17 protein-coding genes and 2 riboswitches are annotated in these 16,511 nt (G+C 60.0%); of the genes, 4 read left to right on the top strand and 13 right to left on the bottom strand.

Going from position 1 to position 16,511, the window contains the following annotated elements; genetic code table 11:
• Positions 1–17 precede the first annotated feature (17 nt).
• Positions 18–133, bottom strand: a riboswitch (adenosylcobalamin (AdoCbl) riboswitch).
• Positions 134–159: 26 nt separating this feature from the next.
• The gene (locus F1563_RS07415) at positions 160–933 is read left to right on the top strand and encodes a cobalt-precorrin-6A reductase (protein ID WP_002528877.1); all 774 of its coding nucleotides are present in this window, start codon (positions 160–162) and stop codon (positions 931–933) included.
• On the opposite strand, the gene cobA is transcribed toward F1563_RS07415, so the two are convergent.
• Genes cobA through cobO form a run of 3 tightly spaced genes read right to left on the bottom strand, consistent with a single transcriptional unit; the run spans position 927 to position 4,750 of the window.
• A complete protein-coding gene (cobA, locus tag F1563_RS07410; RefSeq protein ID WP_002528878.1) occupies positions 927–1,703 on the bottom strand; it encodes a uroporphyrinogen-III C-methyltransferase in 777 nt (258 codons plus the stop codon). The two genes, F1563_RS07415 and cobA, sit on opposite strands and share 7 nt — an antisense overlap.
• Positions 1,704–1,712: 9 nt before the next feature.
• Positions 1,713–4,136, bottom strand: coding sequence for a bifunctional hydrogenobyrinic acid a,c-diamide synthase/histidinol phosphate aminotransferase CobBC (gene cobBC, locus F1563_RS07405; protein ID WP_002528879.1), 2,424 nt, complete (start codon positions 4,134–4,136; stop codon positions 1,713–1,715).
• Positions 4,136–4,750 (bottom strand): cob(I)yrinic acid a,c-diamide adenosyltransferase, encoded by a 615-nt coding sequence (gene cobO, locus F1563_RS07400; protein WP_002528880.1) that lies wholly within the window; start codon positions 4,748–4,750, stop codon positions 4,136–4,138. Before cobO ends, cobBC begins: the two co-directional genes overlap by 1 nt.
• 176 nt (positions 4,751–4,926) lie before the next feature.
• Here cobO and cbiT point away from each other — a divergent pair, with 176 nt between their 5' ends.
• Positions 4,927–5,523, top strand: a complete 597-nt coding sequence (gene cbiT, locus F1563_RS07395; RefSeq protein WP_002528881.1) for a precorrin-6Y C5,15-methyltransferase (decarboxylating) subunit CbiT — start codon at positions 4,927–4,929, stop codon at positions 5,521–5,523.
• A 108-nt stretch (positions 5,524–5,631) separates the two neighbouring features.
• Here cbiT and F1563_RS07390 read toward each other — a convergent pair whose 3' ends face one another.
• Genes F1563_RS07390 through F1563_RS07375 form a run of 4 tightly spaced genes read right to left on the bottom strand, consistent with a single transcriptional unit; the run spans position 5,632 to position 8,417 of the window.
• On the bottom strand, positions 5,632–6,468 hold the full coding sequence (locus tag F1563_RS07390) for an energy-coupling factor ABC transporter ATP-binding protein (RefSeq protein ID WP_002528882.1): 837 nt from the start codon (positions 6,466–6,468) through the stop codon (positions 5,632–5,634).
• The gene (cbiQ, locus tag F1563_RS07385; RefSeq protein ID WP_002533929.1) at positions 6,465–7,310 is read right to left on the bottom strand and encodes a cobalt ECF transporter T component CbiQ; all 846 of its coding nucleotides are present in this window, start codon (positions 7,308–7,310) and stop codon (positions 6,465–6,467) included. The genes F1563_RS07390 and cbiQ overlap by 4 nt, the downstream gene beginning before the upstream one ends.
• Entirely contained in the window at positions 7,307–7,741 is a 435-nt protein-coding gene (locus tag F1563_RS07380; RefSeq protein WP_002528884.1) for an energy-coupling factor ABC transporter substrate-binding protein, read from the bottom strand. The genes cbiQ and F1563_RS07380 overlap by 4 nt, the downstream gene beginning before the upstream one ends.
• Positions 7,734–8,417, bottom strand: coding sequence for an energy-coupling factor ABC transporter permease (locus F1563_RS07375; protein ID WP_002528885.1), 684 nt, complete (start codon positions 8,415–8,417; stop codon positions 7,734–7,736). The genes F1563_RS07380 and F1563_RS07375 overlap by 8 nt, the downstream gene beginning before the upstream one ends.
• 301 nt (positions 8,418–8,718) lie before the next feature.
• Between F1563_RS07375 and F1563_RS07370 the strand changes: the two genes are divergently transcribed.
• On the top strand, positions 8,719–9,372 hold the full coding sequence (locus F1563_RS07370; protein ID WP_002528886.1) for a precorrin-8X methylmutase: 654 nt from the start codon (positions 8,719–8,721) through the stop codon (positions 9,370–9,372).
• Positions 9,373–10,190: 818 nt separating this feature from the next.
• On the top strand, positions 10,191–10,541 hold the full coding sequence (locus F1563_RS07365) for a hypothetical protein (RefSeq protein WP_002528887.1): 351 nt from the start codon (positions 10,191–10,193) through the stop codon (positions 10,539–10,541).
• Between the two features lie 930 nt (positions 10,542–11,471).
• On the opposite strand, the gene F1563_RS07360 is transcribed toward F1563_RS07365, so the two are convergent.
• The 6 genes from F1563_RS07360 to F1563_RS07340 form a co-directional block, all read right to left on the bottom strand.
• Positions 11,472–12,542, bottom strand: coding sequence for an ABC transporter substrate-binding protein (locus F1563_RS07360; protein ID WP_002528888.1), 1,071 nt, complete (start codon positions 12,540–12,542; stop codon positions 11,472–11,474).
• Position 12,543: 1 nt separating this feature from the next.
• Positions 12,544–13,335: an ABC transporter ATP-binding protein gene (locus F1563_RS07355; RefSeq protein ID WP_002528889.1), complete on the bottom strand. Its 792-nt coding sequence runs from the start codon at positions 13,333–13,335 to the stop codon at positions 12,544–12,546.
• The gene (locus tag F1563_RS07350) at positions 13,332–14,351 is read right to left on the bottom strand and encodes a FecCD family ABC transporter permease (RefSeq protein ID WP_172623648.1); all 1,020 of its coding nucleotides are present in this window, start codon (positions 14,349–14,351) and stop codon (positions 13,332–13,334) included. Before F1563_RS07350 ends, F1563_RS07355 begins: the two co-directional genes overlap by 4 nt.
• Before the next feature lie 89 nt (positions 14,352–14,440).
• Positions 14,441–14,616, bottom strand: a riboswitch (cobalamin riboswitch).
• Between the two features lie 134 nt (positions 14,617–14,750).
• Positions 14,751–14,852 carry a 23S rRNA methyltransferase gene (locus F1563_RS13605; protein ID WP_172623615.1) on the bottom strand — a complete coding sequence of 34 codons (102 nt, stop codon included), beginning with the start codon at positions 14,850–14,852 and terminating at the stop codon, positions 14,751–14,753.
• A 54-nt stretch (positions 14,853–14,906) separates the two neighbouring features.
• Positions 14,907–15,185 carry a hypothetical protein gene (locus tag F1563_RS07345; protein ID WP_002528892.1) on the bottom strand — a complete coding sequence of 93 codons (279 nt, stop codon included), beginning with the start codon at positions 15,183–15,185 and terminating at the stop codon, positions 14,907–14,909.
• 479 nt (positions 15,186–15,664) lie between these two features.
• A complete protein-coding gene (locus tag F1563_RS07340; protein ID WP_002528894.1) occupies positions 15,665–16,495 on the bottom strand; it encodes a hypothetical protein in 831 nt (276 codons plus the stop codon).
• Positions 16,496–16,511: the final 16 nt, after the last annotated feature.

Here is a 16,511-nt window from a genome sequence, read left to right as displayed (position 1 = left end):
GCACGGCGCCGCAGTGGTTCCGCTCCGGTTGGAGCGGGTGAGCGCGGTTCTGGTCTGGCTTCGCCCCAGAGGCGTCACAGTGGCGGGACCGTCCCGGATTCTCACCGGTGTTCCACCGCGATCGAGGTTCATTGTTCCACAGGCTGGTTTGATGGACTTATGGACGTCCTCATTCTTGGCGGTACGACGAAAGCTCGGCAATTGGCCACCCGGCTGGTCGATGAGGGGGTGGACCTGTGTACGTCGTTGGCGGGGCGCACGAAGTCGCCCCGACCAGTTCCTGGCCTGACCCGGCTGGGTGGTTTTGGCGGCGTCGATGGTCTCAAGGAATTCCTGACTGATAATGAGGTCAAGGTCATGGTGGACGCCTCTCATCCCTTTGCCGCGACTATGCACGGCCACGCCGCCCAAGCATGCCGCGACCTTAACCTTCCGCTAGCCCGGCTGGCACCACCAAGCTGGCGTACCCAACCTGAGGCGGCCACCTGGCGCTGGGTTGACGACCACTACAGCGCTGCTCAAGCTCTAGCTGACATGCCAGACGTCATCCTGCTGACGGTGGGACGCCAGCCCGTCAGCCACTATTTGAGACTTGGCCCGCGCCAGGTGATCGTGCGCTGCGTCGACGCCCCCGAGCAGGAGCTTCCCGAAGGCTGGACGGTACTGCAGGAGCGCGGACCATTCACTCTCGACCGCGAGCGAGAGATCTTCTCGCAGGGCGTGGCCACGGTTGTCTCCAAGGACTCCGGGGGCACTGACCTCGACCCCAAGCTCAGACTGGCGGCAGAAACCGACGTCCAGGTCGTCATGGTGTCACGTGGTCCGGCCCCCGGCTGGGGGGATGAGCTGAGTACGGTCGACGAGACGGTGCAGTGGACAAGCGATCACATTGCCACCGTGATTGAGCTCCCCCGCCAAGCAACGACTCAGTGATCAGACGGCTCGTGAACCTGGGTCCCATCGAGGTTTAGCCCAGCAACGTCGCCTACGACGGTGATGGCCGGCGGCTTGATCTCGGCCTCAGCCATGGCTTCGGCAGCCTTCTCAAGGGTCGTCGTCAGGCAACGCTGAGTGGGCAGTGAGGCATCAGCAATAACGGCGACGGGCGTGTTCCCGGTCAGCCCGCCGTCCATAAGGCGTGCCGCGATGTCGTCAATATGAGCCACACCCATGAGAATCACCAGGGTGGTGCCCGTCTTGGCGATCTGGGCCCAGTCCAACTCCGACCGGGTATCACCAGGGGCGACGTGGCCCGACACGACGGTGAATCCCTGCACCATGTGGCGGTGGGTCAGCGGAACCCCCATGAGTTCGGGCCCCGCCACACATGAGGTGACTCCGGGGATGATGCGCACCGGAACGCCAGCAGCGACGCAGGCCTGCCATTCCTCGCCACCGCGACCGAAGACGAACGAGTCACCACCTTTAAGACGCACCACCTTGCGTCCGGCTTTAGCATGCTCGATGAGCAGTTTGTTGGTGCGTTCCTGGGGAACGTAAGGTCCTCGTGGCACCTTGCCGACCGGAATCCTTTCGGCCTGGGGGTTCTCGTCCATGACGGCAGCTGGGGCCAGACGGTCATAGAGGATGACGTCGGCCTGACGCACCGCCTCAAGTCCTGCGACAGTCAGCAACCCTGGGCCACCAGGGCCACCTCCGACAAGGGTGACGGTGCCGGGAACGAGGTTTGCGGAGTAGGTCATTAGTATTCCTTAGTTGTGCTGTGCGGTCAGGTCGGAGATAGCTCGAGCGAGCTCAGCGTGGATCTCCGGGTCACGGACTGCGAGCCTGATCCAGGTGGGCCCGAGCCCGGGGAACGTCTCTCCTCGCCTCACCGCAAAACCACGCTTGGCAAGGGGCTGTCGTATCGACTTCCCGCTGAGGGACGATGTGTCGACCAGAACGAAGGGAGCCTCAGAGGTGACGACGCTCAACCCGAGGACTGTGAGCCTCTCGACAAGGTCAGCGCGGGCGGCAGGGATATCGTCGCACAGCTTGGTCTGGAAGCGTCTTGCCTCCTCACAGGTGCAGGCGATCATGGCTGCGATGGCTGGAGTCGACACCGACCATGGAGTCTGATGGTCTGCCAGCCGTGCGATGAGTCGCCGGTCGCCGATAACATATCCGGCCCGGATTCCGGCTAGCCCGTAGGTCTTTGTCAGGGACCGTAAAACGAGGAGGCCATCCATATCGCATCCTATGAGGGACTGGGACTCATCGGTGGCATCCATGAAGGCCTCGTCAATGACGAGGATTCTTCCGGGTCGGCGCAAAGCCAGCAGATCAGTAGCTGGGTGCAGCCTGCCAGTGGGGTTCGTCGGGTTCCCGACGATAACGAGGTCGGCGTTGTCAGGAACGAGAGCCGGGTCGAGGGCGAATCCATCGGAAGCCTTGAGGATGTGCCGAGCGACGTTAATCCCGGCCACTCTCAGAGCAGCTTCAGGTTCGGTGAACTGGGGGTGGACGACGACTGCGTGGCACGGTTCGAGGGCGGAGACCAGCGGGAAAGCCTCTGCGGCGCCTGCGGTAGGCAGCACCATGTCGGTTGGCACCCCATGCATGGCCGCCAGAGCCTCGCGACCCGGTGTGGCGTCGGGGTAGCGGGCCCAGTCATGCTCGGTGGAGGTGATGGCGTCACGGAGCCACTGCGGAGGCTCAGTCACGCGGACGTTAACGGCCAGATCGACCAGGCCGTCGGCGATGTCACGGTCCCCGTGATGGTTGAGATCGAGATAAGCGTCTTGACCACCTCGCTCCTCATGGAACCTCGCCACCTCACTGGCAAACCACGCTGCTTGGGCGGGCTGACCGGCCCAGTGCAGGTGCAGATAGGACGCCTGGATCGTGGGTCGGCCCCGCCCTGCTGGGTCCCCCAGGGCACCTTCGGCGCGGCCGGTTCCGTCGGGCATCGTGATGTTCCACGCCGGCTCGACGTCAGCAAGTGGAGTCGCCATGGTGCGGTGGAATTCATGGCCAACGACACTGATGGAGTCACGCGTAGCGACGCGGTAGCCCATCGTGAGCCATTTCGCCATAGCTGCATCCATCGGCAGCACTCCAGCCATCTCATGCCCGTCAAGATGCCGGCACAGATACAGCAACCCGGCACACTCGGCGACAATCGGCATCCCGGCGTCAGCGTGAGACCGCACGTCATCCGCCAGCTCCGAGTTGGTTTCTAAATCGGTGACATGCATCTGGGGGAAGCCACCCCCCAAGTAGAGCCCTTGAATACCATCGGGAAGACGCCGATCGGTCAGGGGGTCGACGTCGACGACCTGGAACCCTGCGGCTGTCAGCATCTCGGTGGTCTCGGGGTACCGGAAGGTAAAGGCCCGTCCGGCGAAGATACCCACTAACGGAGGCTCATCAAAGGAACGACCTTGCCAACCCGCGGATTCTAGAGCGGCAGCAGGATCCCATGGTTCGACGTCGAGGTCGGGGGCAGCGGCAGCCAGATCCATGACAGCGTTAAGATCGACGTATTCAGCAATAAGGTCTCCCAACCCGGCGACCTTGGCTGCGGAGTCCTGCCACTCCCCCGCCGGCACCAGACCGAGATGGCGCGACGGCACGAAGATCGACTCAGTGCGCGGAATCTGGCCGAGCACCGGGATACCCAGTCGAGCTAAGCCGCGAGTGACTTCGGCACCGTGTCGCGGCGAGGATACTCGGTTCAGGATCACTCCCGCGAGGGTGACGTCAGGGTCAAACGTCGCCAACCCGGCCACGACGGCGGCATGGGTGAGTGATGCATGCGCGGTGTCAACGACCACAACAACCGGAGTTTCAGTCGTCGTGGCGATCTCGGCGCTGGAGCCGCGGCCGGTTCCAAGCTGGCCGTCAAAAAGCCCCATAACCCCCTCAATGACCGCGACATCGGCCGGATCGGGGGTGATGAAACCGTGGGCTAGTAGGGGGGCCATGAGCTCGTCACCGCACATGACGGAATCGAGGTTGCGGCCGGGACGTCCACTCGCCATCGAGTGGTATCCGGGGTCGATGTAATCTGGTCCGACCTTGAAAGGCGCCACCGTCCGGCCGCTGGCGCGAAGCGCTGCCATGAGACCAGTGGCAACAGTCGTCTTGCCGCCACCTGATGCTTGGGCGGCTATGAGAATTCGTGGAAGGCGCATCACCACTCAATTCCTGCCTGGCCACGCTGACCAAGGTCAAACGGGTGTTTGATTTTCGTCATCTCGGTGACGATATCGGCCACCTTGATGAGCGCATCCGGTGCCCGACGACCGGTAATGACAACGTGCTGGGTTCCGGAGCGGTTGACCAGGATCTCGACGACCTCGTTGACGTCGAGCCATCCCCAATCCATCGGGTAGGTGAACTCGTCAAGGAGATAAAAGTCGAAGGCCTCGTGGGCTAACAGGTCAGACACATGGCGCCACCCCTCTCGGGCGGCAGCCTCAGGGTTTTCCGCAGCATCAAAGGATCGCGCCCACGACCACCCAGTGCCCATCACCTCCCAGGTGACTGGCCCTCCGACACCGGTCTCCTCATGCAGCTGTCCGAGGGCCTGCAGAGCATCTTGCTCACCGACGTGCCAACGCCCGGATTTCACGAACTGAAAGACGCCAACTCGCCATCCCTGGTGCCAGGCGCGCAGGGCGGTTCCCACAGCTGCCGTCGTTTTTCCCTTGCCTTCACCGGTATTAACCACCAAAACTGGACGTAACCGCCGCTGCTTTGTGGACAGTCCATCGTTGGGTTCGGCGTTAGTGCACGCGTGCGGCATGAACGACCTCCTTGCGGGTCCGCGACCTGACCTGCGGGACCGACCTGGCTTGTGCCGAGACGCGCACAGTGGCGGGACCGCCTCGGATTCGTACCAGTTTTCCTCCCCACGGGTCTCGCCCGATTCTGTCATATAGGTCATGTTGCTCTCATACCACGCTGCCCTAGGCTTCCCACATGACCCATGATCCTGACACCACCCTTCTCGGACGCACGCCTGGCCTGGACGAACAGCATTTCGTTCACGATGGCCTCATCACCAAGCACCCAGTACGCGCGGTCGCTATGGCTGCCCTGCGACCCATGCCGGGGCAACTGCTGTGGGATCTGGGGACTGGGGCCGGGTCAATCGCCGTGGAATGGTGCCGCGCAGATCCGAGTTGCCGGGCCCTTGGGGTAGAGCGCAAAGCGGAGCGAGCCGCCAACGCCCGCACCAATGCAGCCGAGCTCACCTTGCCCGGACAATTCGAGGTCATCGACGCTGACCTGACGATGGGACTACCCGACGGGCTCCCGGACCCCGACGCCATCTTTATCGGTGGCGGTGTCACTGAAACCCTCGTTGGCCAGTGCCGACTTCGCCTACCCATCGGAGGGCGCCTCGTCATTCACGGGGTGACGATGGAAGCCGAGATGCTAGTAGAGGCTTTGCACCGGAACCTGGGCGGGGACCTCATGAGGTTCGGAGTTGAGACCGCCGACAGCATCGGACGGCTGCGCGGCTGGAAGCCGGCCCGCACCGTCGTGGCGTGGACGTGGCAGCGCACTGAGTGACAGCTCTGGCCACCAGCGCGCCACTCGACGACTTCGAGTTCCATCGAACCACCGAGGCCACATCACCGAGACTGACTCATACCGCCCCTGCGACGAGGCACAACACCATCACTGTGCAACGCTCGGCGGGTGCCTGCGCGACAGCATCGCCACAACCCCGCTCATCGTTCGCGGCCGCTCGTCCATGCCAAGGCGACGAGCCAGTTCAAGAGACCATGGCAGATGCAGGTGAGCTTTCTCCACCACGGACGCATTCGCCAGCAGCTCGTCAATCGGACCTTGACGCACTCCCCCGTCAACAACGATGAGGGCTTCATCAGCCCAGGCCAGAGCCAGGTCGACGTCGTGGGTGGCCATCGCCACCGTTGTCCCGTGGTCGCGCAGCCGATCCAATGCCTCCAGCATCTGGGTGACCCCAACTGGATCAAGTCCGGCGGTGGGCTCATCAAGGAGCAGCAGATCCGGGCGCATGGCCACGGCACCGGCCACCGCAATCCTTTTACGCTCGCCATAGGACAATTGATACGTGGCACGTTCAGCCAGGTGGCTAGCCCCGAGTAGTTCTAGAGCTTCGGAGACCCGGTCACGCACCTCGCCAACATTGAGGCCCATATTCATGGGACCGAAAGAAACATCCTGACTGACATCGGCACTAAAGAGCTGATCGTCAGGGTCTTGCAGCACGAGCTGGACGGCTCGTCGGTGCTCACGAAGTTGGGCGCGCCCGTAGCTGAGCACGGTGTTGCCTCTCTTGACATGACCCTTGACAGGTTTGAGAGAACCGGACAGGCAGCGCATGAAGGTCGTCTTGCCGGATCCATTAGCTCCCAGGATCGCCACGCGGACCCCGGCACGAAAGGACACATTGACGTCGGTCAGCACCATAGGACGCCCCGGGTGAGTGGCGTACAGCTGCTCGGTCGACAGCAGGACCTCGGCGCTCATCTGAAAATCCTTCCAGTCGTCGTCCAACTGACCCCCCACAGGCCAGCAATGACGAGGACGACGATGATCTTGTACCGCACCGAACCGGTGCGCTTGATGGGGAGAGTGACCAGTGCAGCTTCAAAGCCACGGTTAACCAGTCCATCGTTGAGGCGGCTAGCCCTCGTCCATGCCCGGATCCCCACTGATCCCAGCAGAGCGGCTGTGTTGTTCATGCGCCGATTGAACCCGCCGAATTGTCCAACCGGGGTATCGCCGAGGCGGGCGTGCTGGGCCTCGCTGGCCGTCACAACGGTATCGAGTAGCACGAAAATGAGTCGATATGTCAAAGATGCGATTTCCAACAATGGATCAGGGATGTGGAATTTCCGCAGCCAGGTGAGAAGATCAACCATCGGCGTGGTGACGGCCAACACCATGAGGGTGAGAGTGCCGCATACACCGTGTTCGATCAGGGACATCGCTTGGGCGCTGGAGACCGGTCCAATGTTGAATAGCCCGGCATGCCACCAGACCGTTCCTACGGGGGTAGAACCAAGGCTGACAAGGACGGAGATACCGCCGATGATGAGGAAAACCAGCGGGGCGACGACCGCCTGCCACAGCACTCGTCCAGCAATGCGGGCCGGCCCCAGGATGACGAACACACTAACGATCCCAGCCAACAGGGCCCCGGGCCAGATACCAGAACCGACGACCGAGCTCACCCACCGCGAGAACTTCATCGACGGGGTGCAAAGGGCGGTCAGAAGCAAGGCAGTCGACAGGGCAACCTTTTCTCCGACCGGACGACGCCGCCAGGGGGAATCCCAGGCGGCGTCGTCAAGAGAGGTAATCGTCATGACTTGTCAGTCGCGTTGACTTCCGACGAGGTGACGGCGGCCTCGGGCACATCGTCAACACTGTGGAGATCAGAGGCATGCTCAGCCTCTTCGCGACCTTTCTTACGGCCACTCATGCGGCCTAGGGCGTATCCAGCGATACCAGCACCCAAGGCTGCCTGCAGCGCGAACAGACCGGATTCGACCTCACCAGAGTTCGGCTGGAAAATCGGCTCGATCCACTTCTTGGCACCGGCTTGCTCGGCGGCCTCGGCAGCAGCGTCGTCAGTTCCTCCGAAACCTTCCTCGTCACTGCTGGTCTTCTTAGCACCGAAAACCATGCTTATGATGAAAAGGGCAACCAAGAGGACGATGATGACCGGAGTTACCCACTTGCTCTTGCCGGTCAGGGAATTGTCCTGACGGACCTTAGCAACAGTATTCTCAGGCATGAGTCACCTCCGGGTTGCCGTCGAGGACACCGAGCTGCCGAAGTTGCGGGGCTGCGACCTTGGCGAGGAAACGGAACAGCAGGATGCCGACCAGACCCTCAGCGAGGGCCAGCGGAACCTGGGTCACGGCGAAGATGCCAAGGAACTTGCCGACGGCTCCCCAGAAACCACCAGTCGGATCTGGGAAAGCAAAAGCCAGTTGGAAGCTCGTAACGACATAGGTGATGAAGTCGGCGAAGACCATGCACAAGAAAATCGCCAACGCGTCAGGTCCATGGAGTTTTTTAGTGAGCTTGTAGAAGGCGTAACCGGCCCATGGTCCAGCGATGGCCATGGAGAAGGTGTTGGCACCCAGGGTGGAGATACCGCCATGAGCCAATAACAGCGCCTGGAAGATCAGCACGATCATCCCCAAGAATGCCATGACCGGTGGTTTGAACAGGGCTGCACCGACTCCGGTTCCCGTAGGGTGGGAGGACGAACCGGTCACACTCGGAAGCTTGATAGCAGATAGAACGAAGGTAAAGGCACCTGCGGTAGCTAGCAGGAGCTTGTTTTCGGGGTGCTCCTTGACTTCCTTGACGACTCGATAGCCGCCATGGATCAAAAATGGTGCGGCAGCCGCGTACCAGACTGCGCACTGGGTCGGTGAGAGAATCCCCTCAGCGATATGCATGAGGTGTCATCTCCTTTCTCGGGATTCGCGTCCCGTCCTGGAAAGGCCTGACGTACGTGGCAGATCTGACTTTCGATCCGCATGGGATTGTTCACAGTGGCGCGCCCGTGCCGGCACTTCCCGGCTTCAACCACGTCATCAAGACGTTCTTGAGTTGTACAGAAGCCAGTAAAACACAGCCATTTCAGACATTGAATCCGAGGGTTGCCTAAGCATAGTCCCGCTCCACTACAGCGCAATGGCTTAATGTTACGCTTCCAAGGAATCACCCTAAGTCTTCGCCATCGTCAGGAGCAAGATCGTGGCCCACGAGTACGTCAACAACGGATCCGACATTTATCGCGAGTCTTTCCGCATCATTCGCTCCGAAGCACACCTGGATCGCTTCCCAACCGACGTCGAGGGAGTCGTCGTCCGGATGATCCACGCTGCCGCCGATCCAGCCATCGCCAACGACATCGCCTTCACCCCCGGCGTAGTGACGGCAGCTCGCAAAGCTCTAGGTGACGGAGCACCAATATTGTGCGATTCCTCCATGACCGCCACCGGCATCATCCGATCCCGACTTCCGCGCGATAACGAGACGATCTGCTACATCAAGGACCCTCGCCTGGCCGATTTCGCGAAGGCAAAAAACATGACGAAGACCTGCGCCGCGGTCGATTTGTGGGCCGAGGAAGGCAAACTCGACGGAGCCATCGTCGCCATCGGCAATGCGCCGACTGCCCTGTACCGGGTTCTCGAGGTCTGCGAGGAAACGGGAGCTAAACCCGCAGCCATCGTCGGCATCCCGGTCGGGTTCGTCGGTGCAGCGGAATCCAAGCAAGCCCTTGTCGACTCGACACTTGGCTTGGAGTACCTTACCTTGCTGGGACGACGCGGCGGCTCAGCGATCGCGGTAGCAGCCGTCAACGCCATCGCATCGACCGACGAGCTGACCAACAGTCATCGCTGAGGGCAGCACATCGCTCTTTCCGAGACGGCGAATCGTCACTTTTGAAGCTCCTTCGTTACCTACTAGGTGCGAGCGCTATCGTGGGATCCCTCATCCTGCTGAAAACCGCCTCCCATACTGGCCTAGGAGCACTATTCGGTGCCACACTGTTATGGGTTGCAGGCTGTGTGCTGTTGGTAGCATCAACCCTGTTCTTTGCAATATGTAGAGTGTTTTCGCGCCTGCCCGGTACAGGCTGGGCATGGCCTGCTCGTATTAGTCTCGTCCGTAATCGCGTTTTCAAGCTCTCTGCCAGCGTCACTATAGTTGCGCTAGCTGCATTATTGTTTTCTGCGACCGTTTCCATGATTACTGGTGCCGAGCAAGTGCAGCGCGAAGCACTTGCTAAGTCTTTCCGGCCGGCAGCCATTGTCGCCACGACCACGAATGGCATCCCACCGGACGTAACTACTGCCCGATATATATGCACCAGCAAGCCTGGCTGTTCCGGCATCGTGCTGATAGCACCAAAGAGTAGTTCACAGTCAGGAGAAGCTTATACAACTTCACAAGTAATCAACCCTTTATATAGCAACGGATTCCACGAAATAGTGCCCGGTAGCCTATCAGCCTCGCCATGGAGACATCTGAGTGTTACTCCCCCGGTTGACCTATCGGAAGCTTGGCATGGGATCCCGATCTTCAAAACGCAACCTGCGTCCACCCACGCGAGCCTGCGTCATGCGTCTAGAATCATCACGCAACCAGCAACCTCGTGGGCACGCACCGGTCCAGCGCAAGTTATTTTAAGAGGAAGCGGAGCCGCCGACATTGGTCCGATGATGGCTCCCATGCTCACCACGGCGCTGCTGTTTTCTGCAGCCTCGGCTTACCTGCTCCAAGCAAGCTTCCACCGCACAACCCACACCATCGACATGCTGGGATCAGGCAAGTTCACTGATATGACATTCGTATTAGCCGACGCATTCGCTCGGAGTCTAACCGTTTATGCTATCATGTGGGCTAGTTGGATCTTGATGGCCAGAGCGCTCGTAGCAGTTGGTCACTCGTATGGCCTGCGTACTATCGCGCACCCGCTGCCAAGTGTTGTGCACGTCGCCTTCGTTGGATTACTTATCATTACTTTCATCGGAGGGTTGCTTGGTATGCGCGCAGGGCGAAAACTTTAGTGGAGTTAAGGTCACGATGTTAACCCGAGTGACAGAGCGCCGTGCAAAAATGCTTGAACAAGCACCAGCAGACACGGTTTGTTTATGCTCAAAGGGTCGTCGGTACTTTGGAATCACCATCGCCTGCGCGTCGTCCGGTGTCGGTTCTGTTTTGATGGTGCTACAGCCCATGGCGGCGAGAAAAGCCATAGAAACCGGATGGCAAAGTCGACTATGGTTTGTAGGCGCAGCATGGGTTGCCCTTCTTGTAGGGCAATGCGCGCAGGCTCTTTAGTTGCAACAATTATCGGCGTCTTTTTAGTCTCACACGGGGAGGCAAACACTGTTGACCTTGCAACACTACTCATGTTAGGCGGTCTAATCGCGAGTCCCTTTGGAACTTTTTCCACCATCGGCCAAGACATGACACGGCCGCGAAGAGCGTTGCGAGATATACAGAGGATTATCCACCACGATCATGACCTCGTCCACTGCTCAGGTGAGATTACTTTGGGGCGACGTATGACACTTAGAAACGTATCCGTCAAAGCTGGAGACACGCAAATCCTGAAGAGCGTCAACCTTGATTTAATTAAAGGTACGAAAGTAGCCGTCGTGGGAGCTTCCGGGAGCGGAAAATCACTCTCCTTCGGTTGCTGAGCGCACAGATTATTACCGCTGAGAGTCACGATTATTCAGCCTTGGATTCATGTCGAAGAACGCTGTTTTAAATCTTATTAAAAAGACTTCTTCTACGCTTATTCTGGTTACTCATGACAAAGTATTAGCCTCCGTATGTGCAAGGGTATTATTCGTTTCTCATGGTCAAATTCGAGCTGTTGGTAGGCATGACCGCCTGAAGATCACCAACCCAAAATATCGTCACCTATGGACCCCAAAAATGTTGACGATAAATAACGAGCTTATCGTCTTAATCGGTGTAAGAATTCCTCAGCCCTCGTGCCCCGGCACGGATGTAGGGATGATGAGTTGCGGCTTGATCGACGACTTAGGCTCCAACCCCCACTTCTCCAGGCTGACCCGCAGGTGCTCAGCAGCATCAATGTTGAGAGGGCCAGAGGTCCACATGGCGTAGGGAAGATTTAGGAAGCGCTTCTTCTGCACCGCAGCAAGCTTCTTGGTCGCCGGGTTGGATTGCAGAACCTTTACCTTCTCAGAGAAGGGCTGGGCATCGTAATCAACGAAGGCGATGGCGTCGGGCTTGAGTGTCGCCACTTTCTCCCAGCCGATCCCCACCCATGTGTCGTTGACATCGTGAGTCGCATTCTGCCCACCGGCAGCGTTGATGATGGCCTGCGGGCCGCCCTTGCTGCCGCTAGTGAGGACGGTGTCCTTAGCTGAGTCGAATAGCAGAACTACAGGGGTTCTCGCAGCCTTCGGAGCCTTGTTGAGTGCATCAAGTCGGTCATCGAGATCCTTAACCGCTTTCTTCCCGGTCGGTTCATTACCAGTGAGCTTAGCCAGGTTACCCAGATCGGTACGGACGGCGTCCCACGGCTGCATGACACCACGGGCCTTCTCACTGCCCTCCTGCCGACAGGATTCGCTGAGCAGGTAACTGTTTATGCCCCGCTCATGGAGTTTGTCGGGTGTCAGATTGCCCTCTTCGGAGAACCCATAATTCCAGCCCGCGACGACGACATCGGGCTTGTTGGCTATGATCGATTCCAGCGTCGGGCACCCCTTGACAGCTTCATGCAGGTTGTCGATGACACGTGAGCCGTACTTGGCGGCAAGAATCGTTTTGTCATCATCCAATGAACTTACAGCAGCAATCTGCTTAGCGGCCCCCGCGCTGAGAGCCATGGCGATGATGTTGCCGTCATTGACATAGAGGCGCCGGGCGACCTTGGGGTACGTCACCTTGTTCCCACAGTTAGTCAAGGCGACTTCGGATGGGCTCTTGGCGTCGTCACCCTTGGAGGTGGATCCATTGCTGCATCCGGCAAGAGCCATGGCTAGGCACGCGACCACGGCGATGGGCAGGCGAGGAATAGACATTTCAGATTTCCTTTCTGGAGGGCTCGGGCAGCGCTGCGGTACAGACGAGTTCCCGGCTGCCTTCAGGAGTGGTGACATGATGCGCGACGACATGGAAAGCCGTCGCCACGTTCGATGAGCTGAGGGCCTCCTCGGCGGGTCCCGTGGCAAGAACCCCACCGCTGGCCAGGACGACCACGCGATCGAAGTGCGAAGCGGCCATGCTTAGGTCGTGGATGGTGGCCACGACCGTCCGCCCACTGGCACGCAGCGTCTCCAGCAACTGCAACTGATGCCGAACGTCGAGGTGATTGGTCGGTTCGTCCAGCAGGATGAGATCGGCCCCTTGAGCCAGCCCACGCGCGATGACGGCGCGTCGCCGTTCACCGCCCGACAAATGGTCGCACCGACGATCGATCAAATGATCCAACCCGACCAAAGCCAAAGCGTCACGAATGATCGCGCGCTCGGAACGCTGCCCCACCTGCCACGGCTTGCGGTGCGGCGTGCGTCCCAGCGCCACCATCTCTCCCAGCAGGAGGTCCGGGGAAGGAGATTCCTCCTGCCCAACGAATGCCATGAGTCGAGCCCGCTGCATCGGGGTATACTGGTTCACGGATTTCCCATCGAGCAGGACATCCCCGGCATTGACCTTTCTGACACCGGCGATGGATCGCAACAGCGTAGACTTACCCACACCATTGACCCCAACGATGGCAGTGAGTTGTCCCGCTTCCGCCGTGAAGCTCACGTCGTCAACGATGACGCGATCACCGATCCGGCACTGCACATTGCGAACGTCAAGACGCGTCATGATTCACTCGAGAATCGGTACTGGCTGCGACCCATGAGGTACAGGAAGATGGGCGCACCGATGAATCCGGTTACAACGCCGAGGGGCACTTCTTGCGGCGCCGCAATGACTCGTGCACCGACGTCCACCCATAACAAGAACAGGCTGCCCACGGCGGCAGCAATTGGGAGCATCGACCGATGACTGGCTCCCACGAGCAAACGAGCCATGTGGGGGATGACAAGCCCCACGAACCCGATGCCGCCGGAAACGGCCACGAGCACCCCAACGAGCACTGAATTCCCGACGAACAGCGCCTTGCGGACACGAATGTCAGGTATGCCCAGGGAACGAGCGACGTCGGTGCCGGCCGCCAGAGCATCTAACCACCCGGAGAACGCGATCATCAGCACGGCGATAACAACAGTGACAAGGGCCGCCACCCACAGGCTGTCCCAGGTGGCACCCGCAACCGACCCCAGCATCCAAAACAGCACCGACTGCGCCGCACGCGGTTCGGGACTTCGGAAGACGAGGAAACTCGCCAACGCAGAGAACGCCGAGGACAACACCACGCCCGACAGCACCAACCGAAGCGGCGTCATGCCTCCTTGCACCATCGAAATGAGATAGACCAGTGCAGCTGCCGCCAAGGCCCCTACAAGGGCACCAAGAGTGAGTCGGTGAGTCCCCCACGAAGTGAACATCCCTAAAGCGATGACCGCGGTTGCTCCCACACTCGCGCCAGCCGACACACCTAGCAGGTAGGGGTCAGCCAACGGGTTCCGTACCAAAGTCTGCATGCCGCTTCCAGCCAGGGCAAGACCCGCGCCAACGATAACCGCCAGTAGAGCCCTCGGAGCACGCAGGTCCCAGACGATGACGTCGATCGTCGGATCAGGTCCCGGTTGACCGGTCACCCGAGCCCCAAGGGTGTCAAGGACTCCACGCAGCGGCAACGGTTCGGAGCCGATGGCCAACGAGACGACGGCGCTGACGACGATGAGCACCACGAGGACCAGCAGCAAAGGCGCCACCGGCAACCTGCGGTCACGCTCCACCGATCGCCTCGAAGAGGGCATGATAGTTCCTTCTTGGTGCGAGGACCTTGATGCGAGATCCGAACAACCCAACGCCATGCATGGGAGTCTTCGGACTTCGGATCACCCTCGGTCGGCCCTTCCCAGGATCGCTCCCAGTGGTTTCGCCGACGTCGTCACCGTCACCGCTGCGCAACAGTCCCGGAATCACACCGGGTTCCTGCGACCTCATCGGGGTCGCACCATGCAGACCCATGGAGGATATCAGGGACCTCCATTCCATGCCGCACAGCCTCGTCAACGTACCGGGCCACACAACAGAATCGGCTCGGACCACAACTTTGTGAATGGACAGTTATACCGGCGATCGCGAGGTGCCCACGGGTTTTCGATCGCCTACGAGCCAAGCTTCACCGTGATGCAAACCTTGCGTGAGAGCAAGCCACTGGACGCGAAAACGTCAGGACGTGTTGTCACCACGCAGATAGTGGAATCCACAACCCGCCATGCTCTTTGACGAAGGCCTCAACACACCTTGGCCCAGGAGATCTTTCAGGACCGGTCCACATTGGAGGCCAGAGCACCCACAGTGGCACCCAACTCCGTCGTACTGATGCGACCCCGATGTTGGGCATACCGGCGTGCCGTCGTCATCCGGTTGGGCACCGAACGGACCAAGCCCCGCTGCCGATAGTCTTTCTCCAAACTCGCTGTTGCACTCCTAGACAAGGTGAATGCCGGATGGGCATCAGCCTGAATGCCTCGGATCGCGCTCAATAGCGGCTCCCCACCCACCTCCATCTGCCGTAGCAGGTCAAGAACCTCGCGCACCTCCTCACTCGCAACCTATAGCTCGTTCGGGCAGCAGCTCGCTAAGCTTCCCTTTCAGCTGACGTCCTCCTTGAAGTCGACGCGCTTGTGTTCCTTCACCCTAAAACCCCTATCGAGGTGCTCCAGCGCTGCTTGGATCTCGACTGTGATCGGATCCAGCCCGAAAGTTGTACCCATGTGGACAATATCGGTGACGAGTGCAATTTTATGATCGAAAAGTTGTACCTCCGGCGTCGGTGCGGGAGGCGCCTACAACTTTGGACGCTCGACGTGAAACACCGACGCCCGCGAGAAGGTCCCGTTGCCTGCCACAGGAAACCGTCCGCCACGATCCACACCGGAAAACCACAAACGCCGCAACTCAATTCACACTGCAAAACTTAAAGTGTTAGTTGTAGTGTGACGTTCCCACACTGCAAGCATGACCAGCCCGCCATGACGACGAGGTGTAGAGCGTTGCAACAAAGGACCGCTCATTCTCACCCCCAGAGGGCATCACCCTCCCAGGTTCCCGTCGACACCACCGGGACAACCTGCCCCGTGACGACTGACCCCTCATGCGGCGTTCGCGGTAGGTTCGCGGGGGCAGCCAAAGTCATGGGAATCGAAGTATTCCCCACGATCCGGTACCAGTCTGCCCCGGTAAGCGCGTTCGTGCGTTTCTCAACTTTCTTACAGACCATCGTCATCTCAGCGACAGCGCTGGCCTCATCACGGGTGGCACGCCCGGCGTTGATCTCCATGAGCCAGGGACTGATCAGCGTTCCTGCGGCGAACTGTAGCTCGCTGCCCAGGGAACCTTCGTGGGAACGACCATACTCCTCTTCGGCCTCGAACACCCGCAACATCTGATTGGCGACCGCTCCCACACGCAGGTGCTCGACGAAACGCGGGGTGTCGTCGCCGGGTTCGGGACACAGCGGCACTTCAACGGGATCGTCAACGTTGGCCAGGAACCGCGCCAGGTGCTTGCGATTCGTCATCGGCAGCTTGAGGACAGACTCCCCGGTCAGCATCGAGGCGAGGCTGGCATGGGAATAGATGTCGACCAAAGCCACCGACGGGCTGAATCGCACCAGATCTGCTGGATGGGTCGTCGGGGCGACGAGGGAGGCCATCGTCTCCATCTCCTCATGACCTTTTTGCTTCATGAGGGCTAGCCGAGCTCCAGACGGATCCGTGTAGGCAGCCAGCAGGTCAAATCCGCCGACATCCCCCACACCGACAGCACCAGCCTCAGCCGCAGAGTTGACGAGGGCGTCGAGATCGGGAGCGTCGAAGCCCAGGGCATGCAGGTCGTGAGAAATCACCCGACGATGATATGCA

Origin of the sequence: Cutibacterium modestum (assembly GCF_008326345.1) — a bacterium.
GTDB lineage: Bacteria > Actinomycetota > Actinomycetes > Propionibacteriales > Propionibacteriaceae > Cutibacterium > Cutibacterium modestum.
The sequence above is the reverse complement of the archived record's forward strand: the minus strand, read 5'-3'. Positions and strand labels throughout refer to the sequence as shown.

What these genes read in the sequence shown, in the direction of transcription:
- cbiQ (WP_002533929.1), bottom strand. Translation starts at nt 7,310, where the DNA reads ATGACGATTACCTCTCTTGACGACGCCGCCTGGGATTCCCCCTGGCGG.
- F1563_RS07375 (WP_002528885.1), bottom strand. Translation starts at nt 8,417, where the DNA reads ATGCATATCGCTGAGGGGATTCTCTCACCGACCCAGTGCGCAGTCTGG.
- cobO (WP_002528880.1), bottom strand. Translation starts at nt 4,750, where the DNA reads ATGCCGCACGCGTGCACTAACGCCGAACCCAACGATGGACTGTCCACA.
- cobBC (WP_002528879.1), bottom strand. Translation starts at nt 4,136, where the DNA reads ATGCGCCTTCCACGAATTCTCATAGCCGCCCAAGCATCAGGTGGCGGC.
- F1563_RS07380 (WP_002528884.1), bottom strand. Translation starts at nt 7,741, where the DNA reads ATGCCTGAGAATACTGTTGCTAAGGTCCGTCAGGACAATTCCCTGACC.
- F1563_RS07360 (WP_002528888.1), bottom strand. Translation starts at nt 12,542, where the DNA reads ATGTCTATTCCTCGCCTGCCCATCGCCGTGGTCGCGTGCCTAGCCATG.
- F1563_RS07365 (WP_002528887.1), top strand. Translation starts at nt 10,191, where the DNA reads ATGATGGCTCCCATGCTCACCACGGCGCTGCTGTTTTCTGCAGCCTCG.
- cbiT (WP_002528881.1), top strand. Translation starts at nt 4,927, where the DNA reads ATGACCCATGATCCTGACACCACCCTTCTCGGACGCACGCCTGGCCTG.
- F1563_RS07390 (WP_002528882.1), bottom strand. Translation starts at nt 6,468, where the DNA reads ATGAGCGCCGAGGTCCTGCTGTCGACCGAGCAGCTGTACGCCACTCAC.
- F1563_RS07415 (WP_002528877.1), top strand. Translation starts at nt 160, where the DNA reads ATGGACGTCCTCATTCTTGGCGGTACGACGAAAGCTCGGCAATTGGCC.
- F1563_RS07355 (WP_002528889.1), bottom strand. Translation starts at nt 13,335, where the DNA reads ATGACGCGTCTTGACGTTCGCAATGTGCAGTGCCGGATCGGTGATCGC.
- cobA (WP_002528878.1), bottom strand. Translation starts at nt 1,703, where the DNA reads ATGACCTACTCCGCAAACCTCGTTCCCGGCACCGTCACCCTTGTCGGA.